Annotated in this window: 22 protein-coding genes; 9 read left to right on the top strand and 13 right to left on the bottom strand. The window is 70.3% G+C overall.

Annotation, left to right across the window (positions count from 1 at the left end):
• Window positions 1-38 precede the first annotated feature (38 nt).
• Both JHW48_RS00435 and JHW48_RS00430 read left to right on the top strand, forming a co-directional pair.
• Window positions 39-1,403, top strand: a complete 1,365-nt coding sequence (locus tag JHW48_RS00435) for a TldD/PmbA family protein (protein ID WP_119886345.1) — start codon at window positions 39-41, stop codon at window positions 1,401-1,403.
• A gap of 68 nt (window positions 1,404-1,471) precedes the next feature.
• On the top strand, window positions 1,472-2,182 hold the full coding sequence (locus JHW48_RS00430; RefSeq protein WP_240637855.1) for a 3'(2'),5'-bisphosphate nucleotidase CysQ: 711 nt from the start codon (window positions 1,472-1,474) through the stop codon (window positions 2,180-2,182).
• 5 nt (window positions 2,183-2,187) lie between these two features.
• Here the strand turns inward: JHW48_RS00430 and JHW48_RS00425 are convergent, their stop codons facing one another.
• Entirely contained in the window at window positions 2,188-3,717 is a 1,530-nt protein-coding gene (locus JHW48_RS00425) for an AfsR/SARP family transcriptional regulator (protein WP_147388095.1), read from the bottom strand.
• Between the two features lie 97 nt (window positions 3,718-3,814).
• Between JHW48_RS00425 and JHW48_RS00420 the strand changes: the two genes are divergently transcribed.
• From JHW48_RS00420 to JHW48_RS00400, 5 genes are all read left to right on the top strand, one after another.
• Window positions 3,815-4,822: a phosphatase PAP2 family protein gene (locus JHW48_RS00420; RefSeq protein WP_272835675.1), complete on the top strand. Its 1,008-nt coding sequence runs from the start codon at window positions 3,815-3,817 to the stop codon at window positions 4,820-4,822.
• On the top strand, window positions 4,819-5,286 hold the full coding sequence (locus JHW48_RS00415; protein ID WP_272835674.1) for a hypothetical protein: 468 nt from the start codon (window positions 4,819-4,821) through the stop codon (window positions 5,284-5,286). The genes JHW48_RS00420 and JHW48_RS00415 overlap by 4 nt, the downstream gene beginning before the upstream one ends.
• Window positions 5,287-5,396: 110 nt before the next feature.
• Window positions 5,397-5,864: a hypothetical protein gene (locus JHW48_RS00410; protein WP_272835673.1), complete on the top strand. Its 468-nt coding sequence runs from the start codon at window positions 5,397-5,399 to the stop codon at window positions 5,862-5,864.
• Entirely contained in the window at window positions 5,831-6,601 is a 771-nt protein-coding gene (locus tag JHW48_RS00405; protein WP_272835672.1) for a hypothetical protein, read from the top strand. Before JHW48_RS00410 ends, JHW48_RS00405 begins: the two co-directional genes overlap by 34 nt.
• 83 nt (window positions 6,602-6,684) lie before the next feature.
• A complete protein-coding gene (locus JHW48_RS00400) occupies window positions 6,685-7,020 on the top strand; it encodes a hypothetical protein (RefSeq protein WP_119886518.1) in 336 nt (111 codons plus the stop codon).
• Between the two features lie 118 nt (window positions 7,021-7,138).
• Here the strand turns inward: JHW48_RS00400 and JHW48_RS00395 are convergent, their stop codons facing one another.
• The 7 genes from JHW48_RS00395 to JHW48_RS00365 all read right to left on the bottom strand — a co-directional run bounded on the left by JHW48_RS00395 (window position 7,139) and on the right by JHW48_RS00365 (window position 13,815).
• Entirely contained in the window at window positions 7,139-7,774 is a 636-nt protein-coding gene (locus tag JHW48_RS00395; RefSeq protein WP_119886517.1) for a PqiC family protein, read from the bottom strand.
• Window positions 7,775-7,777: 3 nt separating this feature from the next.
• Window positions 7,778-9,838: a PqiB family protein gene (locus JHW48_RS00390; RefSeq protein ID WP_119886516.1), complete on the bottom strand. Its 2,061-nt coding sequence runs from the start codon at window positions 9,836-9,838 to the stop codon at window positions 7,778-7,780.
• 35 nt (window positions 9,839-9,873) lie between these two features.
• Window positions 9,874-10,533 carry a paraquat-inducible protein A gene (locus tag JHW48_RS00385; RefSeq protein WP_119886515.1) on the bottom strand — a complete coding sequence of 220 codons (660 nt, stop codon included), beginning with the start codon at window positions 10,531-10,533 and terminating at the stop codon, window positions 9,874-9,876.
• Window positions 10,530-11,204, bottom strand: coding sequence for a paraquat-inducible protein A (locus tag JHW48_RS00380; RefSeq protein ID WP_119886514.1), 675 nt, complete (start codon window positions 11,202-11,204; stop codon window positions 10,530-10,532). The genes JHW48_RS00385 and JHW48_RS00380 overlap by 4 nt, the downstream gene beginning before the upstream one ends.
• A gap of 78 nt (window positions 11,205-11,282) precedes the next feature.
• Window positions 11,283-13,079, bottom strand: a complete 1,797-nt coding sequence (locus JHW48_RS00375; protein WP_240637867.1) for a histidine kinase dimerization/phosphoacceptor domain -containing protein — start codon at window positions 13,077-13,079, stop codon at window positions 11,283-11,285.
• Window positions 13,080-13,088: 9 nt separating this feature from the next.
• Window positions 13,089-13,655, bottom strand: coding sequence for an RNA polymerase sigma factor (locus tag JHW48_RS00370; RefSeq protein WP_119886513.1), 567 nt, complete (start codon window positions 13,653-13,655; stop codon window positions 13,089-13,091).
• Window positions 13,656-13,704: 49 nt separating this feature from the next.
• Window positions 13,705-13,815 carry a NepR family anti-sigma factor gene (locus tag JHW48_RS00365; RefSeq protein ID WP_240637866.1) on the bottom strand — a complete coding sequence of 37 codons (111 nt, stop codon included), beginning with the start codon at window positions 13,813-13,815 and terminating at the stop codon, window positions 13,705-13,707.
• A gap of 131 nt (window positions 13,816-13,946) precedes the next feature.
• On the opposite strand from JHW48_RS00365, the gene JHW48_RS00360 reads away from it, so the two are divergent.
• On the top strand, window positions 13,947-14,750 hold the full coding sequence (locus JHW48_RS00360) for a response regulator (RefSeq protein WP_119886511.1): 804 nt from the start codon (window positions 13,947-13,949) through the stop codon (window positions 14,748-14,750).
• A 36-nt stretch (window positions 14,751-14,786) separates the two neighbouring features.
• Here the strand turns inward: JHW48_RS00360 and JHW48_RS00355 are convergent, their stop codons facing one another.
• The 5 genes from JHW48_RS00355 to JHW48_RS00335 all read right to left on the bottom strand — a co-directional run bounded on the left by JHW48_RS00355 (window position 14,787) and on the right by JHW48_RS00335 (window position 20,090).
• Window positions 14,787-16,496 (bottom strand): SulP family inorganic anion transporter, encoded by a 1,710-nt coding sequence (locus JHW48_RS00355; protein ID WP_119886510.1) that lies wholly within the window; start codon window positions 16,494-16,496, stop codon window positions 14,787-14,789.
• A 24-nt stretch (window positions 16,497-16,520) separates the two neighbouring features.
• Window positions 16,521-18,194: a bifunctional protein tyrosine phosphatase family protein/NAD(P)/FAD-dependent oxidoreductase gene (locus JHW48_RS00350; RefSeq protein WP_119886509.1), complete on the bottom strand. Its 1,674-nt coding sequence runs from the start codon at window positions 18,192-18,194 to the stop codon at window positions 16,521-16,523.
• Between the two features lie 21 nt (window positions 18,195-18,215).
• Window positions 18,216-19,100, bottom strand: a complete 885-nt coding sequence (locus JHW48_RS00345) for an MBL fold metallo-hydrolase (RefSeq protein WP_119886508.1) — start codon at window positions 19,098-19,100, stop codon at window positions 18,216-18,218.
• A gap of 11 nt (window positions 19,101-19,111) precedes the next feature.
• Window positions 19,112-19,312 (bottom strand): YgaP family membrane protein, encoded by a 201-nt coding sequence (locus JHW48_RS00340; protein ID WP_119886507.1) that lies wholly within the window; start codon window positions 19,310-19,312, stop codon window positions 19,112-19,114.
• 61 nt (window positions 19,313-19,373) lie between these two features.
• Window positions 19,374-20,090 (bottom strand): Crp/Fnr family transcriptional regulator, encoded by a 717-nt coding sequence (locus JHW48_RS00335; protein WP_240637865.1) that lies wholly within the window; start codon window positions 20,088-20,090, stop codon window positions 19,374-19,376.
• Window positions 20,091-20,197: 107 nt separating this feature from the next.
• Here JHW48_RS00335 and JHW48_RS00330 point away from each other — a divergent pair, with 107 nt between their 5' ends.
• Window positions 20,198-21,367: an E22 family MetX-like putative esterase gene (locus JHW48_RS00330; RefSeq protein ID WP_119886506.1), complete on the top strand. Its 1,170-nt coding sequence runs from the start codon at window positions 20,198-20,200 to the stop codon at window positions 21,365-21,367.
• Window positions 21,368-21,393 lie beyond the last annotated feature (26 nt).

Here is a 21,393-nt window from a genome sequence, read left to right as displayed (position 1 = left end):
GCCCCGGCCCCGATCCTTCATACCCACGGAACATCGCGATGCCAGACGCCCAGAACGACCCCGACCGCCTGCCGCGCCTGGCCGAGGCGCTGGTCGCCGCCGCCCGCAAGGCCGGGGCCGACCAGGCCGACGCGCTGGCCATCGACGGCCGCTCGGTCAGCCTGGATGTGCGCGGCGGCGCCTTGGAACAGGCCGAACGCGCCGAGGGGATCGAGATCGGCCTGCGCGTCCTTCTGGGCGGGCGGCAGGCGGCGGTGTCATCGTCGGATCACGGCGCGGAGGCGATCGCCCAGATGGCCGAACGCGCCGTCGCCATGGCGCGCGAGGCGCCGGTGGACGACACCCTGGGCCTGGCCGATCCCGGCCAGCTGTCGGACCGGCGCGACGCCCAAGGGCTCGACATCGCCGAACCCGGCCCCGAACCCGACCCCGCCGCGCTGGAGGCCATGGCGCTGGAGGCCGAGGCCGCCGCCCTGTCCGTCGCGGGCATCACCCAGGTCGAGGCCGCCCAGGCCGCCTATAGCCGCCGTCGCATGTGGCTGGCCGCCTCGAACGGGTTTTCGGGCGGCTATGCGCGCACCGGCCATTCCCTGTCCGTCATCGCCATCACCGGCGAGGGCCTGGGGATGGAGCGCGACTATGCCGGGGAAAGCCGCGTCTTTGCTGCCGATCTGCCCGACCCGCGCCAGATCGGCCTGCTGGCCGCGGAACGCACGCTGGAACGGGCGGGCGCGCGCCGCCCGCCGACCGGGGCCTTTCCGATCCTGTTCGACCGCCGCGTCTCGGCATCGCTGATCGGGCATCTGCTGGCGGCGGTGAACGGATCGGCGGTGGCGCGCGGGGCCAGCTGGCTGCGGCGCGAGCTGGGCCAGCCGGTCCTGCCAGCGGGCCTGTCCCTGACCGAGGATCCGCTGCGCCCGCGCTACCCCTCGTCGCGCCTCTTCGATGCCGAGGGCCTGCCGACCCGGCGCCGCGCCATCGTCGCGGACGGCGTTCTTCAGGGCTGGACGCTGGATCTGGCCACGGCGCGCAAGCTGGGCATGGACAGCACCGGATCGGCGGCGCGCGGCCTGGCGGCGGCGCCATCGCCCAGCCATGGCAACACCATCCTGACCCCCGGCACGGCCAGCCGCGACGACCTGATCGCGCGGATGGGGCGCGGGCTGGTGGTCACCTCGATGCTGGGGGCATCCATCAACGGCACGACCGGGGATTATTCGCGCGGCGCCGCGGGCTTCTGGGTCGAGAACGGGCGCATCGCCTGGCCGGTCAACGAATGCACCATCGCGGGCAATCTGCGCGACATGCTGATGACCATCATCCCCGCCGATGACGCCCTGCCATGGCGCGGGACCGAGGTGCCCAGCCTGCTGGTCGACGGCATGACCGTGGCGGGGGCCTGAGCGTGGAGGGGCCCGAGGCGGATCTGTCCCTGCTGGCCCAAGCGGCCGAGGATGCGGGCCGGATCGCCATGGGCTTCTGGCGCCGCGACCCGCGCAGCTGGGACAAGGGCGGCGATGCCGGCCCCGTGACCGAGGCCGACTTGGCCGTCAACGACGCCCTGCAGGCACGGCTGATGGCCGCCCGTCCCGGCTATGGCTGGCTGTCCGAGGAAAGCGAGGCCGACCCCGCCCGCCAGGATGCGCGCCGCTGCTTCATCATCGACCCGATCGACGGCACCCGCGCCTTCATCGACGGGCAGGAGGGGTTCTCGCATTCCCTGGCGGTGGCCCAAGGCGACCGCATCATCGCCGCCGTGGTGCATCTGCCGGTGCCCGGCCTGACCTATGCCGCCCATGCCGACGGCCCCGCGACGCTGAACGGACAGCCGATCCGGCCGTCGGATGCGGGGATCGCGGGGGCGCGGGTGCTGACCTATCGCGCGGTGGCGGATCCGGGCCATTGGCGCGGCGCGGTGCCCCCCTTTCGGCGCGAATTCCGGTCATCGCTGGCTTGGCGGCTGTGCCTGGCGGCCGAGGGGCGGTTCGACGCCGCCCTGTCCCTGCGCGCCGCTTGGGAATGGGACATCGCCGCGGGCAGCCTGATCGCGGAACGCGCGGGCGCGCGGGTCACCGACCGGCGCGGCCAGGCGATGCGGTTCAACAGCGACCGCGCGCAGGTCGACGGGCTGATCGTCGCGGGGCCGCGGCTGCATGGCGCGCTGCTGGACGCGCTGGTCTGAGCGCATCAGATCAGCCGCGACCGCGCCACCTGCAGCAGGCCCAGCCTGCGCAGGCTGTCCACGGGATAGCCCTCGCTGCCCATCAGGTCCAAGGTGAAGTCCGGCTCCAGCCGGCGCAGGGCCATCAGGGCGCGCAACGCCCCTTCCTCGTCCCGGCGCGCAAAGCGCAGCGCGGCCAGGAACCGCAGCGCGGGCCGGTTGTCGGGGGCCAGCCGGTGGACCGCGTCCAGATGCCGGGTCGCGGCATCCAGATCGCCCGCCCGCATCATCGCCACCCCGATCCCCAGATGCCAATTGGCGGGGTTCAGCCCGGACAAGGGCTGGGCCAGGCCCATCTGCGCCTCGGCCGCGGATTCCGCCATCCGCCCCACCCCGGCCAGCGCCCGCGACCATGCCAGCCGCGCCATGGGATTGGCCGGATCGACCAGCACCGCCTGCTGCGCCAGGCCGAGCGCCGCGGCGTCGTGGTCCAACCAGGCCTCGATCACCGAATGGACCGCCAAGGCGGTGGCGTGAAAGGGCGCGGCCCGGCGCGCGCGGGCCGACAGGTCGGCGGCCTCGGCGATGGCCTCGGCCGGGTCGGGGGTCAGGCGCTCATAGGCATGGGTGGTGCGGATCCAGGCGCGCAGCGACAGGCTGACCGCGGGCGCGATCCGGTCGTCCAACCGCCGCAGCATCCGGTCGGCCCGCGCCAGCCGGTCGGGGGTGAAGCTGAACACATCGGCCAAGGACAGCATGCCCCCCGCCAGGCCCCGCCCCTGATCCAGCGCCTGCACCATCGCCAGGCAGCAGCGCCCGACCATCTGGTCCATCCGAGCGCCCATCTGGTCCAGCGGCGATGCCAGGCGCTGCGTGGCCAGGACCCGCGCGCTGCGCGCATGGGTCAGCGTCACCACCACTGACAGCGTCTGCGCGTCGATCCGGGCCATCGCGCCGATGCGGATCGACGCGCGGGCGGGGGGCTGGGTCGTCTCCCATACGGTGACGGGCATCAGGTCGGCGGCCCGGCCCGCGGCCTCGGCCAGGATCATCCGCGCCATCAGCGCCGCCTGATCGCCGCCCGGCACCGGATCGGCCAGCCACAGGTCGGGCAGGGCATCGTCGGGTTCGGGCTGGCGCGCCTCGGCGGCCAGGCGGGCATCGCGCAGCCAATCCTCGAATTCCGGGTCGGGGATGTCCAGATCGGCGGCGAAATCGGGCCTCTGGCCGTCCGGCCCCACCGCGCCGTCCAGATCGACGGCGATCAGGTCCGGGTCCAGCCCCACCCATCCCGGGCCCGAGATCAGCGCCTCGCGATGGGTGCCCAAGGCCAGCCGGATCTCGCGCAGCAGCTGGCGCAGGCTGGCATTGCCCTGAACCGGGTCGCGGTCGCTGAACAGCAGGTCCTGCAGCCGCCCCCGCGCCATGCGCATCCCCCGTGCGGTGCCCAGGACCGCCAGCGCCCCCCGCGCCCGCATCCCCCGCGGGGTCAGCCGGGCGCCCTTGGGGCCTGCGACTGCAACCGGTCCGATCAGGTGCAGGGTCAGCGGTGCCATGTGTTCCGTCCCATCCGGGGAAAAGTCATGCGACATCACGTTAACGTGTGTTAACATGGATTCCTGTTCCCGTTGCATCTTTTTCCCGGTGGGCCCCATGTCGCTCTATCACGCGAAGCATGCGAAATCCGACGATCACGACGATCCCTCCGCCACGCTGCTGGCGGTGGCGCTGATCCGCAGCCGCGAGGCGATCGTGGGGACCGAGGTCCTGACCGCCACCGCCCCGCCGACCCAGCCCGCCCCCGGCATCGCCCGCCTGCCCGCCGAGCTGCGCCTGCCCGTCCTGCGGCAGGAGCTGACCGAGGGCCTGACCGTCACCGCATCCGCCGGCCAGGCCGAACTGGCCTGCCAAGGCGGGCCCTTGGTCACGATCACGGCGCCCGAGGCGCAGGCGTTGTCGGACGCGGTCGAAATGGTCGGCCATTACGCCGAACTGCGCGCCGACCGCTTGGCCGAGATCGAGGTCCAGCGCGGCCCGCTGATCCCCTTCTTCGCCGCCATCCACCCGCTGGAGCCCGCCCGAGACGCCGCCACCCTGGAGGCCCTGGCCTGCGCGCTGGAGGTCGCGACGCCGCTGATAATGCGCCTGAAGCTGGCCCTGGCCTGCCCCCGCCCGGCCGAGCTGTCGCCCGGCATCCAGCCGATGATCGCCAGCCCCGGCCATCCCGCCTATCCCAGTGGCCATGCGACCCAGGCCTTTTGCCTGGCGGCGCTGCTGACGCGGCTGATCAATCCTGCGGCCCCGTTCCGGGCGCGCGACCCGCTGTTCCTGCTGGCCGCGCGGATCGCGGTGAACCGCACCGTGGCTGGCGTGCATTACCCGGTGGACAGCGCGGCGGGCGCGGTCCTGGGCCTGCAGATCGCGGAATGGCTCTGGGCGCGGGGCCAGCAGGGGGCCAGCCTGCAGGGGGCCGGCTTCGACGGCGAAAAATGGATGGACGGCACCCGGCCGCGCGATTTCCACCCCGGCACGCTAGAGGTGCTGATGGGCTGGGGCGACCTGGCGGCCAGCCGCGGCGACCCGTTCACCCCGCCCCAGGCCCCGCTCTGGTCCGATCTGCTGGGCCGCGCGCGGGAGGAGCGCGAGGCGGCCCTCCGATGACCGGATTCGCGCCCCCGACCCCCGTGCCGGACGGGGTGCCGCCCCTGATCGGGGCCTGGAGCCTGCGCCACGGCCTGCCCCTGCCGCCCCCGGCCCCCGATCCGCAGGACCTGGCAAACAGCCTCTTCGCCGACCCGCCCGCGCTGACCGCGCCCGGGCCCATCTGCGCGGTCGCGGGCGATGCGATCCGCCCCTGCCCTTGGGCCGCGCCGCCGCAGGCGGCGCTGATGCCCGATGCCGCCCTGCCCGACCCGCGGGACGGCTGCATCCTGGCGGTGATCGACGACGCGATCCCCTTTGCCCATCAGCGGCTGCGCCTGCCCGACGGGCTGTCGCGGCTGGCGGCGCTCTGGGTTCAGGACGCGGCCTGGTCGGCGCCGCCCGACCTGCCCTGCGGTGCGCAGCTGGATGGCGTGGCGGCCAGCGCCTGGCTGGCCCGGCTGGAGGCCGGGGCGCTGGCCTGATGATCGCAGATCTACCGTCAGGCGGGGCTGGTACGGATGGACCGCCCGAACAGCCAGGGGGCGGGGCTGGCCGGGGGCATGGGGCGGCGGTCACCCTGCTGGCGGCGGGCATGGACCCGGGCGACCCGGATGCGCGGCGCCACCCGCTGATCGGCGTGGCCTTGGCCGCCGCCGTCATCGCCGACAGCGCGGGCACCTCTGCCGAACCCGCGATCACCGCCGCCTTGGGATTCGTCGTCACCCGCGCGCGGATGCTGAATCGCCGGATCGCGGCGGTGCATGGCCTGCCGCCGGGCAGCGTGCGCCTGCCCTTGGTCATCAATCTCAGCCTGGGGCTGACGGCGGGGCCGCGCGACGGATCGACCCGGATCGAGCGGCTGATGGATGCGATCTGCGACCGCAAGGCGGCGGATCTGGGGCCGGTCCATATCGTCCTGCCCACGGGCAATCACCGGGCGGCGCGGATGCGCGCAAGCCTGGCCCCGGGCGGTCACCTGGGCTGGCAGATGCCGCCCTGCGACACGACCCCCACCGTCATCGAGGCTTGGGGCCCGCCCGCATCCCGCCCCCCTGCCTGATCCTGACCCCGCCGGGCGGGCCGGACTGCCCCACGCGGTTCGACCGGCCGGGCCAGTCCTGCCTGCTGATCGACGATCACGGCCGCCGCCTGGCCCAGGCCGTCTGGCAGCGCCATGACGGGGGCGACTGCGTGACCCTGATCGCCGCCCCCACCCAGCCCGGCCCGGCGGGCGGCGATTGGGCCCCGCCCGGCCGCTGGCGCATCGCGCTGGACGGGCCGCCCGGCCCCTGCTGGGCGCTGTCGGTCCAGCGCGACGAGGTGCTGCGCGGCTATCCGCGCGAGGCCCGGCAGAGCTGGCTGGATGACGGGTGCTATCGCGACCAGGACGATCGCGGCTGGCCGATCCTGCGCGACCCGCCGGGCGGGCCGACCCGGGTCCAGCGGGGCGACACGGTCAATGCCTATGCCACGGGCCGCCGCGTGCTGCGGGCCGGGGCGGTGGCGCGGCGGGGCGGCGGGCCGATGCCCTATGCCTCGCTGATCGGGGCGGATCTGGGGGGCGACGTGCTGGTGCCGGTGGACCGGTCGTCCTGCCATCCCGGCATGATCGTGCGCGGGCGCGCCAGCGGGGGCTTCGCGATCATGTCGGGCAGTTCCATGGCCGCGCCCTGGGCCAGCCGCTGGCTGGCGGGCCAACTGGCACGGGGCGCCCGGCCCGCCGACCGGCAGGCGGTGGCGGCGCTGGCCGGGCCGGGTCCCTGCCCCGTCCTACCCGCACCGCCGCAGCGCGGCTGACGGCGCTTTCACGCCGCTTTCACGCGGTGATGCGAATCAGGTCATGCCACAGGGCGCAGGCGCCCGTCACCAAGGGGGATGCGATGATGAAGGACAAGGCCGCCACCGAATTTCAGGACATGCTGGCCGCGCTGCGGATGCTGGGGGCCGACCCGGTGCCGCCGCCGCGCCGCCCGGATCCCGCAGCCTTGCGCCGGCTGGAGCGTGAAAACGCCCTGCTGATCGACCATGCCGAGATGCTGGCCTGCGCCCTGGGCGCCTGCCCCAACTGCTGGGGCATGATCCCCGATTGCGAAGATTGCGGCGGCATCGGCAAGCCCGGTGCCTTCGATCCCGACCGGATCTGCTTTGACCATTTCGTGCTGCCCGTCATCACCCGCGTGCTGGGCCGCGCCGAAGGACTGCCGCAGCGTCCCTGACGCCGCCGCGAAGCCACATCCGCAGTGCAGGGTGTTTCACCAGTGTCTCCCCCGCCTTGTTCCTGCCCGGCGGATGGGGCCGGCGGAGGGTCCGTGACCCCCGCCGGCCTGCCGCTGTTCAGAACAGCGGCGGCAGATCGAAGCTGTCGGTCGCGGGGCGCGTCGTCGCGATGGTACTGCCCGGCCCGGACAGGGTCGCGATCTGCTGGGCCAGGATCGCCACCGCCTGGCTGGCCGCCGCCGCCGTGGTGGCGGGGTTCTGCGCGCCCATCGGCACCCGGATGTCGAAGCTGCGCGCATGGTTGGCACCGCCCCCCGTCAGCCCGTCATCGGCCACGAAATACCGCCCCGACAGGCGATAGGCGCCGTCGGCCTGGGCCAGGGCGCGTTCGACCCGCACCTCGATCCGCCGCGCGGGGGGCTGGGCCAGGGGCCAGGGCTCGCCGATGACCGTCGCGCCGGACACGTCGCTGATCGCGCGGGCCAGTGCCACGGTAAAGGCCCGCGACGGGCTGTCGGCCCACAGGTTGTCCGGGTTCGATCGCACCGCGCCATCCGCGGTCTGGAACGCGACCTCCTGATCCGAGGCGTATTCGGGCAGGGACACGTCCTTCAGCTCGGCCGTGCCGATGCGGTTGGGCACCTGGATCCCGGCCACGGGCGGGTCCAGCAGAAAGCGGCCGGTGCGTTCGGGGTTCGAACAGGCGGCCAGCAGGGCCAGCGAGATCAGGGCGGGAAGGGCGGGCAGGGTCATGGCTTATCGTCCCAGAATGAAGGCGCGGGGGTTGCGTTCGATCAGCCGGGCGACCGATCCGATGGATTGGGTGGCGCGGCGCAGCTCGCGCAGCGCGCCGATCAGCTCGCTGTTGAAGGTCGACCGGTCGCCATAGCTGGCGAACAGCGTGTCCGCCCGGCCCGCCGTCGCCTGCAGCCGCTGGATCAGCGCCGGCAGCTGCTGGACCGACACGGCGATCTGGTCGGCGGCATTGCTGGCCGAATTCAGCGCGTTGTTCAGGCTGCCCGCGGCATTGCCGTCGCGCAGGTCGGTCAGCAGGCCGGTGGCGGCCTCCAGCGTGTTGGACAGGTTGCGCGGCAGCTGTTCGGCATCCTCGCTGCCCAGCATGGATCGCAGATCGGCCAGGATGCCCTCGGCCTGGGCGCTGATCTCGGCAAAGCCGAATTCCTCGATCGAGGCTGCGGCGGAATCGATGCGCTCCACCAGTTCGGGGACATCGGCCGCGGCCTCGGAGACGGCGGTGAAGGCGGCCGAGGCCTCGTCCAGCATCCGCGCCAGGGTCTGGCCGCTTTCCGCTTGGCGCAGATCGCCGGTGATGGCGCTGATATCGGCCAGGGCCAGGCTGCCATCCTCGATCGCGCGGCGCAGGGCGCCCGGGATGGCGCGGGTGTCCTGGGCGCTGGCCAGGTTGGTGATGCTGTCCAGCATGTCGCGGGCCGAGGTCAGCACCTCCTCGATGGGCAGGTTGCCGATGCGGTTCACCAGGCCCTGGGCGCTGCCGGTGAAATCGTCCAGGTCCCCCTCGACCGAGGGCAGCAGCGGATTGGCCCCGCCAAGGTCGATCGCATCGGGTTCGGCATCGGGGATCTGGACCAGCTCGACGATCAGCGTCGTGCCCAGAAAACCCGAGCTGGCGACGCGGGCGCGCAGGCCCTCGGCGACCTCCTCGGTCAGCAGCGCCAGCGCATCGGCCGCTGTCGATCCCTGGCCGAGGCCAAGGCGACGCGGCGATATCAGCATGGTGACCAGCTGGCGCGGGACAGTGTTGCCGGCATCGTCCTGGGTCAGGTTCACGGCCAGATCGGTGACGCGGCCCACGCGCAGGCCCTGGAACTGGACATCCGCGCCCTGTTCCAGCCCCTGCAGGCTGTCGTCGATCAGCATGCCGACGCGCAGCAGGGATGCGTCGTCATCCTCGAACCGGGCGGCGCGGGCGCTGCCCTCATCGGGCTGCAGGGCGAATTCCTGGCCCGGCTGGACCGGGCTGCCGCCGCTGACGAAGGTGTCGAAGGCCACGCCCCCCTGCAGCACGGATGACAGCGAATTCACGTTGAACGCGATCCCCTGGGCGCCCAGGGACAGCGAGAATCCCGACGTGTCCCAGAAGACCGTGGCCGATGTCAGCCGCGCGTCATGGGGCGATTCGACGAAGGCGTCGACGACGACCTCCTCGCCGCCCTCGTTCAGGCGGATGTTCTCCAGCCGGCCGACCTCGACGCCGCGGAACAGGACCGGCGCGCCCTCGGTCAGGCCGTCGGCGCTGTCCATGGTCAGCTGGACCCAGGTGCCGGGCTGATCGCCCCGGATCAGCGGCGGGCGGTCCAGCCCGACGAAGCGGGTGGCGGGTTCCGACACATCGGCATCCCAATAGCCCTCGATGAAGGCGCCCGACAGGACCGTGTCCAGACGCGTCACCCCTTGGGCGCTGACCTGGGGGCGGACGATCCAGAAGGACGCCTCGTCGTCGATATATTGCGCGACCTCGCCATTGACGCGGATCGACACGATCACGCGGGCCAGGTCGTCGGTGAAGCGCACCGTCTCGACGCGGCCCACGGTGATCTCGCGGAAACGCAGGGTGGTGTCGCCGGGGGTGATGCCGGTGGCGTCGGCGAATTCGACCTCGATCACCGAACCGCGGTCGCGATAGGCGTTCCAAGCGATGGCCAGCGTCACGATCAGCGCGATGATCGGCACGATCCAGATGACATTCACGCCGGCCTGGGCCGCGCGGGCCGCCGTCTTGCGCACGGGGCTGGCCGGGGCAAGGGGTGCAGCCTGGGGCGGGGGAATATCGGTCATGGGCGGTCTTTCTCGGGGCGCGCGGCGGTCATGCGTCAGGTCCGGCGGCTGCGCAGGGGCAGGCCGCGCCAGATCAGTCGCGCGTCAAAGCTTTGCGCGGAAAGCATCGTGAAGGCAACCGACAGGGCGAAGGACACCGCCGCCGGGCCGGGATGGATCGAGGCCACGAAGCCCAGCTGAACCAGCGCCGACAGGATGGCCACGACGAAGACGTCGATCATCGACCAGCGGCCGATGAATTCGACCACCTCATAGACCTTCAGCCGCGTATGCGCCTGGTCCACATTGGCCGGGCGCCCGGCGACGATGGCCAGCCAGGCGATGGCCACGAACTTGCCCATCGGCACCACGATCGAGGCGACGAAGACGATGATCGCGATGTCCCAGCTGCCGTAATGGATCAGCTCCATCACGCCGCCCAGGATGGTGGCCTCGGAATTGCCCGCCAGGCCCGCGAAGGTGCGCGTGCTCATCATCGGAAAGACATTGGCGGGGATATAGGCGATCAGCCCGGCCAGCCACCAGGCCCAGACCTTCTGCAGCCCGCGCCGGTCGGGCGGGACCAGATGCGCGCCGCAGCGGTGGCATTGGTCATGGTCCTGCGGCCAGACCCGGCCGCAGCGCTGGCATCCCAGCAGGCCCGCACGATGGGCGGTCAGGATCGGCCCGGCGGGTTCATCGGACGGGGCGCTCATGCGGCATCGGTCCGGGGGGAAAAGGTCGTGGGCATGCCCGCATCCTCGATCGCGTCCCAGATCGAGGTCTGGCACATGAAGGCGCGGCTGGCGAGGTTCACGAAGATCAGCGCGCAGAAGGCCCAGAAGGCCGGCCCCAGATGCACCGAGGCCAGGCCCGCCACCTTGACCAGCGCGACCGCCGTGCCGATCACGAAGATCTCGGCCATGGACCAGGGGCGCAGGATCTCGGACCAGCGGAAGGCGCGGGCGGCATGGCGATGGGGCGGGCGCCCTTGGGCCAGCGGCACCAGCGTATAGAGCAGCAGGAAGGACCGCGCGATGGGCAGGCCCACGATCATCGCCAGCACCGCGATCACCAAGGGCAGCAACACCCCGTCCGCAAAGGCCAGCGCCACGTCGAAGAGCGAGCTGGCATTGCCGAAGCCCATCGTCGACACCTCCAGGAAGGGAAAGAAGATCGCCCCCACCAGCAGCACCATCGAGGTGAAGGACAGCGCGATCAGCTGGGCGAAGGCGCCTTGGCGGGGCTTGGCCAGCACCGTGGCGCAGCGGATGCAGCGGGCGGTCTCGCCCGGCTCCATCGCCTCCTCCAGGTGCAGCGCGTCGCAAAGCGGGCAGGCGATCAGCCCGCGCCCCGTCGCCAGATCAAAGCCGGTATCGTGTTCCATGCCCCGAAGATAGAGCAGCCCGCAGCCCGCGCAAGCGCGCAGGCACGGGGCCACGCGGAATTGCGCGGGCTCGCGGCCCTAATGCCGCGATCCGGCGCGGGCGGCCGAGGTCAGCACCACCTGGCGCGGATTGTTCCCCGATGTCGGGTGATGCGGCTGATCCAGCGTGAAGAGCAGCGTCAAGCGGTAGCGGCCGTCGCGCGATTCCGCCTCGACCGTGCCTTCCAGCTGCATCGAGAAGGCCTCGATCAGCTGGCTGCCGAGGCCGGTGCCGCCCGCGCCCTCCGACCCGTCGGCGGTGGAATTCTCGACCTCCAGCAGGCCGTGGCCGGGGCGGGGCTGGGACAGGGCCACGCGGACCCAGGCACGGTCCTCGCCCGGCGGGGTCTGGGCGTATTTCACGGCATTGGTGAAGGCCTCGGTCGTCAGCAGGGTCAGCGGCACCGCCTGGTCGGGCAGCATGGTCAGGGGCTGGATGTCGCATTCCACCCGCAGGTCGCGCCCCGCGCCTTGGGACGCCGTTGACAGCTGGGCGATGATGTCCTGGATCAGCTGGTCGGCATTCACCTGGTCCAGCTGTTCGGCCTGATAGAGGTTGCGGTAGATCGTGGCCAGCGCCGCCACCCGGTCCTGGACCGATCGCAGCACGCGCTTGGCATCGGGGTCGTCGATCAGCCGCCCCTGCATGTTGATGATCGAGGCGATCAGCTGCAGGTTGTTCTTGACTCGGTGATGGACCTCCTTCAGCAGGACGGTCTTTTCGGCGACGGCCTGTTCCATCGCCTCCTCGTCGCGGATCAGGATGCGGGCCATGTTGTGGAAGGTCTGGCTGACATCGGCGATCTCGGTGGGGGCGTCCTCCAGGACCGGGGGGGCGGCCTCGCGGCTGCCGATGGCGAAACGGCGCATCTGGCCACGCAGCACGGTGATGTGGCGCAGGACCAGCCGGAAGACCGCGAAATAGGCCACCGCCAGCGACACGATCCACAGCGCCACCGGCAGCAGCACCGCGCCGAAACGCGACAGCTGGAACAGGCCCACGCCCGCGATGCTGGGGCTCCAGCTGCCCAAGGCATAGACGAGGCCCGGCACCACCGGCACCACGGTGAAGACCCGCATCTGGCCGTTGTTGGCGCGCGACCGGAACGTCGCCTCGCCCTGGCCGGGCAGGCTGGCCAGGGGCACGTCGCGGGGCAGCAGCAGCGCGGGGTCGTCGCCCTGCACGCTTTCCGCGATCAGCACATGGCCGCGATTGTTGAAGGTCAGGATGCGCGCACCCTCGGTCCCCAGGTCCATCGCATGGGTGGACCGCATCAGCTCCTGCGTCAGGGACAGGGCGGTCATGCCCAGAAGGTCGCTGCCGCGATAAAGGGGCTGCAGGACCACGACGACGGGTTCGCCGCTGATCGGGCCGTTCTGCAGCGCGGTCACGGTGGTGCTGGGCTGCTGCAGGAAGGCCAGCAGTTCGGGATTGCCCGACAGGTCGTATTCCGGCGCCTCGGCCGGGGCGGAGCTGCACTCGACGGCCCCGTCCAGCGGCACGAAGGCCGCGTGGCGATAGGTGCCGCTGCGCTGGACGAAATTGCGCAGCAGTTCGGAACACAGTTCAGGTCGTTCGACGCTTTCCAGGATGGCGGGGCCCAAGGCGTCGGCGGAGCCCAGCGCGCTTTGCAGCAGGGCGCGTTCGCCGGCGGCTGCGGATGCGGTGCGGCCCAGCAGCGCGATCTCGGCGCTGCGTTCGGCCTCGCGCGACAGATGCAGATTCTGGACCAGCGAGATCAGCCCGATGGGCAGGATGGCGACGGAAAGCAGCGCCCCCAGCCGAAAGCCCAGGCGCCGCGTGAATTCCATCCGGCTGGTGAAGGGCCGCAGCACAACCCCGGCTCAGCGCGAGCTGGAGTTGTTCTGCGCCATCACCGCCAAGGTCGCCTGATCGGTCATGTTCAACTCCTCGCCCTGTTCCAGATGCAACAGTTCGGCCAGCTTGCGCCGTCCGCGATTGGCGCGGGACTTGACGGTGCCGACGGCCACGCCGGTCATGTCCGCCGCCTCCTCGTAGGAGAAGCCGGAGGCACCGACCAGGATCAGCGCCTCGCGCTGTTCGTCGGGCAGCTTTTCGAAGGCGGCGCGGAAATCGCGCAGCGCCAGACGGCCGTCATGGTCGGGGCGCGTGGCCTGGCGTGCGGCATGGATGCCGTCGCTGTCGCTGACCTCGCGCTTGGTCTTGCGGCGCGACGAATAGAAGGTGTTGCGCAGGATCGTGAACAGCCAGGCCCGCAGATTCGTGCCCGCCTGAAACTTGTCCATGTTCGTCCAGGCCTTGACGATGGTATCCTGCACCAGGTCGTCCGCGGCCGCCCCCTCGCGGGTCAGCGACAGCGCGAAGGCGCGCAGCGCGGGCAGGTGATCGACCAGCTGGTCGCGCGGATGGACCGTCTGAGATTTGTTCATGTTCGTGCCGATTCAGGAAAGACGGGGGAATGCCGGGTCGGGATGCGGATCATTCCTGGTCCTTCAGCTTCTTCAGCAGGTCCAGAAACCGGTCGGGAATATCGTCGGTGGCGTCCTGTTCGTAGACACGCTTGAGGTTCTCGTCGATCTGTTTTTCCACTGCCGCTCTCCGACGGTCATCTCGTTTCGGTGTCATATTGGTGTTAGTCCCGACAAACTTGTGCGCACGACATGCAACCGATAGGGGGTTCCGATGGTTCCTTGCAAGACGCGAATTAAGAGGACTTTGTGATGACTGCTGCCGATCTGGCCCAATCCATCGGGCGCGAACTTCCGTTCCTGCGCCGCTACGCGCGCGCATTGACCGGCAGCCAGCGCGCCGGCGACAATTATGCCGCAGCCACGCTGGAGGCGATCCTGACCGATCGCAGCGTGCTGGACGGCGAGGATGACCTGCGCATCGCGCTGTTCAAGACTTTCCATGCCATCTGGCAGAGCAGCGGCCAGCCGGTCGAGGATGCCGATATCGGCGCCCGCGAACGCCGCGCCCAGGATCATCTGCGCGGGCTGACGCCCAATTCCCGCGAGGCGCTGCTGCTGCGCACCATCGAGGAGCTGCGGTCCGACCAGATCGCTCGCGTCATGCAGATCGACGCCGCCGAGGCCGACGAGCTGGTGCAGATCGCCCTGAACGAGATGGGCCAGGCCCTGCGCGGCAAGGTCATGGTGATCGAGGACGAGATGATCATCGCCATGGACCTCAAGGGCATCGTCCAGGCGATGGGCCATGAGGTCACGGGCGTCGCGCGCACCCATACCGCCGCCATTGACCTGGCGGGCAAGCACCGCCCCGACCTGATCCTGGCCGACATCCAGCTGGCCGACGGATCCTCCGGCGTGGATGCGGTGAACGAGCTGCTGTCCAGCATGGGCGACATCCCGGTGATCTTCATCACCGCCTTCCCCGAACGGCTGCTGACCGGCGACCGGCCCGAGCCCGCCTTCCTGATCTCCAAGCCCTATAGCGAGGAGCAGGTGCGGTCGGCCGTCAGCCAGGCGATGTTCTTCGCCTCGACCGAGGGCCTGCAGGCCTGATCGTCCCGCCCGCCGGCACCAAGGCCGGCGGGCGGATCACCCGCGCAGCGCCTGCCAGGCGTCGTGCTGGGACAGAAACACCCGCCCCGTCAGATGCGCCAGGAAATCCGTGCCGCGCAGCCGGTCCATGACCGGGCCCTTGACCTCGGACAGGTGCAGCGCGATGCCCATCGTGTCCAGCCGGTGGGCGATGGCCTCCAGGCTCTCCAGCGCGCTCAGGTCGATCTCGTTCACCGCCGAACACATCAGGATGACATGGCGCAGGTCGCAGTCGGGCGTCACCCGGTCGGCCAGGTAGTCCTCCAGGAATCGCGCATTGGCGAAATAGAGGCTCTCGTCGATGCGCAGGGTCAGGACGGCCGGATCGGTCTGGACCTCGTGGCGCAGGATGTTGCGGAAATGCTGGGTGCCGGGGACCAGGCCCACCTCGGCCACATGCGGGCGCGAGGTCTTGTAGAGATGCAGCGCCACCGACAGGATCACGCCCGTCGACACGCCGACCTCGACCCCCATGACCAGCGTGGCCAGGATCGTCGCCGCCACGGCCAGGAAATCGGCCCGTGAATAGGCCCATGCCCGGCGCAGGATCCCCAGATCGACCAGCGACAGCACCGCCACGATGATCGTCGCCGCCAGCGTGGCGATGGGCAGATAGAAGATCAGCGGCGTCAGCGCGATGGCTGCCACCGCCAGCCCCACGGCGGTAAAAGCCCCCGCCGCCGCCGTCGCCGCGCCCGCGTCGAAATTCACGACGGATCGCGCAAAGCCGCCGGTGACCGGCATCCCGCCGGTGAAGGCCGCACCCATGTTGGCGGCGCCCAACCCGATCAGCTCCTGATCCGGATCGATGCGCTGGCGGCGCTTGGCGGCCAGAGTCTGCGCGACCGAGACCGATTCGACGAAGCCGATGATCGAGATCAGCGCCGCCGGCACGATCAGCAGCCCGATCAGATCCGGCGAGAACGAGGGCAGCGTCAGCGGCGGCAGGCCCTGCGGCACCGCGCCCACGATCCGCACGCCCTGCGCATCGAGGCCCAGCCCCCAGACCGCGACCGTGGTTGCCACCACGGCCAGGACCGGCCCGGCCTTGGTCACGATATCGGCCGCCCGCGCGCCGATCCCCATGCGGCGCAGCAGCGGCTTCAGCCCGCGCCGCACCCAGAACAGAAAGCCCGTCGCGGACAGCCCGATGACCAGCGTGATCCAGTTGACCTGCGGCAGGGCGCGGATCAGGGCGGTCAGCATCTCGGGCAGGGTATGGCCGCCCGCGCTGACGCCCAGGATATGGCTGGCCTGGCTGGTGGCGATCAGGATGCCCGATGCGGTGATGAAGCCCGCGATGACCGGATGCGACAGGAAATTGGCGATGAAGCCCAGCCTCAGCACCCCCATCAGGATCAGGATGGCACCCGACAGAAAGGCCAGCGTCAGGGCCGCGACGCCGTAACCCATGCTGCCCTGTTCCGCGATGGCGCCGATGGCGGCCGCCGTCATCAGCGACACGACCGCCACCGGCCCCACGGCCAGCGCCCGGCTGGTCCCGAAGACCGCATAGAGGATGATCGGCACGATGGAGGCATAAAGCCCCGCCTCGGGCGGCAGCCCCGCCAGCAGCGCATAGGCCAGCGATTGCGGGATCAGCATGATCGTCACGATCACCGCCGCCAGCAGATCGTCGGACAGGCTCTGGCGGCCGTAGTGACGGCCCCAGGTCAGGATCGGGAAATAGTCGCGCAGGGTCTTCAATTCAGGGGTCCGTTCAAGGTTGTCTCACTCTGCCGCGATGGGGTCGGGCTTGGCCAGCCATTCCCGCCCGCGCAGCATGCCGCGCCAATAGACCGGCGGCAGGATGCGTTCCTTCAGCAGCCAGGCCCGCCGCGACGGCTTCGTGCCGTCCAGCAGCGCGCGCGGAAAGCTGGGCAGCAGCTTGCCGCCATAGCCGAACTCGGCCAGCACGATCTTGCCGCGTTCCACCGTCAAGGGGCAGGAGCCATAGCCGTCATATTGCGACACGGCCGCGCGCCCGTCGATATCGGCGACCAGATTGTCGGCCACGACCGGCGCCTGCACCCGGGCGGCGGCGGCGGTCTTGGCATTGGGCGCGTTCATCACATCGCCCAGCGACCAGATGTTCTGATGCGTCTTGTGGCGCAGGGTGGCGGGGTCCACATCGACCCAGCCCGCCGCGTCGGCCAGAGGCGAGACACGGATGAAATCCGGCGCGGTCTCCGGCGGGGTCACATGGATCATGTCGAAATCGACCTGAACCTCGCGTGCGGGCTGGTCGGGTTCGGTCACGGTGAACCAGGCCTTGCGTGCCGGGCCGTCGATGCGGGTCAGGTTGTGGTGGAAATTCAGCGTCGCATCGTATTTGCGCACATACTCCATCAGCGCGGGGACATAGTCCTTGACCCCGAACAGCACCCCGCCCGCATTCATGAACTGGATGTCCATGTCCTTCAGCACGCCCGCCCGGTGCCAGGCATCGCCGGACAGATACATGGCCTTCTGCGGCGCGCCCGCGCATTTGATGGGCATGGGGGGCTGGGTGAAGACCGCCCGCCCGCCGCGCATCGCCTGCACCAGCTGCCAGGTATAGGGCGCCAGGTCATAGCGGTAATTCGAGGTGACGCCGTTCAGGCCCAAGGTCTCGGACAGGCCCTCGATCCGGTCCCAGTCCAGCTTCAGCCCCGGGCAGACCACCAGCCGACGATAGCCGATGACGCGGCACCCCTCCAGGATGACGGCATTGGCGTCGGGATCAAAGCCCGCGACGGCGGCCTTGATCCAGGTGACCCCCTTGGGGATCAGGGATGCGGTGGTGCGCGCGGTCTCCTGCGGTTGGAAGACGCCTGCGCCGACCAAGGTCCAGCCGGGCTGATAGTAATGCGCCTCGGCCGGGTCGATGATGGCGATGTCGAGGCCGGGCCTGCGCGACAGGAGGCTGGCCGCGACCGAGATGCCCGCAGCCCCCGCGCCGACGATCACGATGTCATGGCTGACATCCGCGCCCGCGGTCGGCACATGCCCACCATTGGCGATGCGCCGCGCGACGCCGGACAGGTCATAGCCCGCGCCCTTGGCCGCCTGAAGGATATGCGGCAGCGGGTGCTGTTCGGCCTGCGACAAAGCCCACATCGTGGCGGACCGCATCCCCGACCGGCAATAGGCCAGGACCGGCCCCGGCAATTCGCGCAGCGCCGCGTCGAAGGCCGCCACGTCCGCATCCCCGATCACCCCGCCGGTGACGGGCACATAGCGCAGCTCCATCCCCTCGGCGCGGGCGGCGGCCTCGATCTCGGCATGGCCGGGCTGGTCGGCGCCCTCGCCATCGGGGCGGTTCACGATGATCGCGCGAAACCCCTGGGCGCGAAGCGCGGGCAGGTCGGCGGCGGTGATCTGCGGTGCGACGGCCAAGGCCCGTGTCAGGTATTTCGGTTCCATCCTATCCTCCCTTTCGGCCGGTCAGAGACCGTTGACCGGCACTTTCAGCATCGGGCGCCCGTCATGATCGACCGGCATCTCGCCCGCGCGCATGTTCACCTGCAGCGACGGGATGATCAGCTTGGGCATGGCCAGCGTCGCATCGCGTTCGGTGCGGAAGCGGATGAAATCCTCGCGCGTGGCGCCATTGCCCACATGGATGTTATGGGCGCGTTCATCGGCGACCGTCGTCTCCCACTGGATCTCGCGGCCGTTCGGGCCGTAATCGTGGCACATGAACAGACGCGTCTGATCCGGCAAAGCCAGCACCTTCTGGATGCTGTCATAGAGCTCGCCCGCATCGCCGCCGGGGAAATCGGCGCGGGCCGATCCGCCGTCGGGCATGAAAAGCGTGTCGCCCACGAAGGCCGCATCGCCCATCACATGGACCATGCAGGCGGGCGTATGGCCGGGCGTGGCGATGGCCACCACGGGCATCGCGCCCACGTGATAGACGTCGCCATCCTTGAACAGGGCGTCGAACTGGCTGCCGTCGCGCTGGAACTCGGTGCCTTCGTTGAAGATCTTGCCGAAGGTGTCCTGCACGACCATGATCTTGTCGCCGATGCCGATCCTGCCGCCCAGCGCCTGCTGGATATAGGGCGCGGCGGACAGGTGGTCGGCATGGACATGGGTCTCGATGATCCAGTCCAGGCGCAGCCCGCGATCCCGGATGAAGGCGATGATCGCGTCGGCATGGTCATAGGTGATGCGGCCGGCGGCATAGTCGATATCCATGACGGAATCGACCACCGCGCAGGCGTCCGAGGCCGGGTCCTGGACGACATAGCTGATCGTGTTGGTCGCCGGATCGAAGAAGCCGGTGACTTCGGGGCGGATGTCCATATGGACCGGGTATTGCGTCATGGCGATGTCCTTCAGCGGCGGCAGGTGCGCAGGCCGAACAGGGTATAAAGCGGGCAGAACCGGATGCCGGCGGTGAGGATCATCACCGCGCCTGCGATCAGGGCGGCGATGCGCAGGCCACCCTCCAGCCCGGCCAGAAGGGCCAGGGCGATCAGGATGGCGCCCAAGGCCAGGCGCAGGGCGCGGTCGGTGGAGCCGATATTGGGTTGCATGGTCTGTCCTCCTGCGGGATGTCGGGTCCATCTGGCAGAAGGCGGGCGGGCCTGTCGGTGACTAAGTCACCATGCCGCGCCAATTGGCATCCTGGGCAGCCAGGCCCGTCAGGGCCGCGCGGTCGGTCAGGTCGATCACGCCGCGGGTCAGCACGATCCAGCCGCGGCGCTGGAATTCCGCCAGCTGGCGCGAGACGACCTCGCGCGCGGTGCCCAGCTCGGCGGCCAGCTGCTGATGGGTCAGGCGCAGCTGATCCGCGCCGCGCGACAGCTCGACCAGCTTCTGGGCCAGGCGGATGTCCAGGCGCTGAAAGGCGATCTCCTCGATCACCAGGAACAGGTCGATCATCCGCCGCGCATAGGCGGTGAAGATGAAGGTGCGGAACGCGACCGAGGACGCCACCAGGTCGTCGAAGACCCCGCGCGGGATGGCGGCGGCGCGCAGGTCGGTCTCGGCGATGCCCTCGGCGGAATAATCGTCATAGGCCAGCAGGCAGGCCGTGGTCATCACGCAGCTTTCCCCGGCCTCGACACGATAAAGCACGATCTCGCGCCCCTGTTCGGACAGCTGCTGGACCCGCACCCGCCCGTCCAGCAGCAGCAGCAGGCTGTCGGGCGTGGTGCCGGGGCCGAAGATCACGCTGCCCGCGGGGACCGACACCACGGCGCTTTCGGCCCGCAGGCGCGCGCGCAGCCCGTCCTCCAGCCGCGACAGGCCCGGAAATCGGGCGGTCCAGTCCTCGGTCATCGTCATCCCCCGGTCGTGCCGGCGCATCATGGGGCGATGCGGCGCGGGGTTCAACAGGCCCCGTCGCCGTTGCGGGAAACCATTTCCGGTTGCACATTGCGCAAGGGGCACGCGCCCCGGCATGTAAGGGAGGTTCCATGCGTCACGTCATCCTTGCCACGGTCCTGATGGCCAGCCCGGCCTGGGCCGATATCGGCATCGTCGAGAAACAGTCCTTCACCTTGGAGGATTTCCAGACCCGCGGCGGCGCGGTCATTCCCGAAATGACCCTGGGCTTCGAGACCTACGGCACGCTGAACGAGGCGCGCGACAATGCCGTGCTGATCACCCATCATTTCAGCGGCAACAGCCATGCCGCGGGCCGCTATGCCGAAGACGACGCCGCACCGGGCTATTGGGATGCGATCATCGGGCCGGGCAAGCCCATCGACACGGATCGCTGGTTCGTCGTCTCGGCCGACACGCCGGTGAACCTGAACGCCAACGACCCCAATGTCATCACCACCGGCCCGGCCTCGATCAACCCCGATACGGGCCGGCCTTGGGGCATGGATTTCCCCATCCTGACCATCGGCGACTTCGTCGACAGCCAGCTGGGCCTGATGGAGCAGCTGGGAATCGAGCGCTGGCATGCGGTGATGGGCCCGTCCATGGGCGGGCTGCAGGCGCAGGAATGGGCGGCGCGCTATCCCGACCGGCTGACGCGGGTGGCGCCGGTGATCGCGGCGGGCTGGGCCGATGCCTGGCTGACCGCCTGGCTGGAGGTCTGGGCCGCGCCGATCCGGCTGGACCCGAACTGGCAGGGCGGCGCCTATTACGACGGCGCGCCGCCTTTGGACGGTCTGGCGCAGTCGCTGTCCATCGTGACGCTGCATGCCAACAGCGAGGATTGGGCCGACACGACCTTCGGCCGCACATGGGCCGACGAGGCGCAGGATCCCGGCGCGTCCTGGGACGGCGATTTCGCGGTGACGCGGACGCTTGCGGACGGGGGGGCTGAGCGGGCGGCGATGGCGGATGCGAACCATTTCCTCTATCTGGTGCGCGCCAATCAGCAATTCGTCGCTGGCCATCCCGACGAGGGGGTCGAACAGGGGCTGCGCGACATCGACGTGCCGGTCCTGATGATCCACAGCCCGACGGACCTGGTCTTCACCGCCGATGCCGTGCAGCGCACCGCCCGGATCATCGGCGAGGACGGCACCCCGGTCGAGCTGGTCGCGCTGTCGGGCGCGCGCGGCCATCTGGACGGCATCGCCAATATCGCCGAGGCGGGCGACGCGATCCGCGACTTCCTGGAGCGCTGAGTCACGCGATCGTCGCGGAACCGACG

Origin of the sequence: Paracoccus aestuarii, from assembly GCF_028553885.1 — a bacterium.
GTDB lineage: Bacteria > Pseudomonadota > Alphaproteobacteria > Rhodobacterales > Rhodobacteraceae > Paracoccus > Paracoccus aestuarii.
This window is presented reverse-complemented; position numbering and strand designations above follow the sequence as displayed.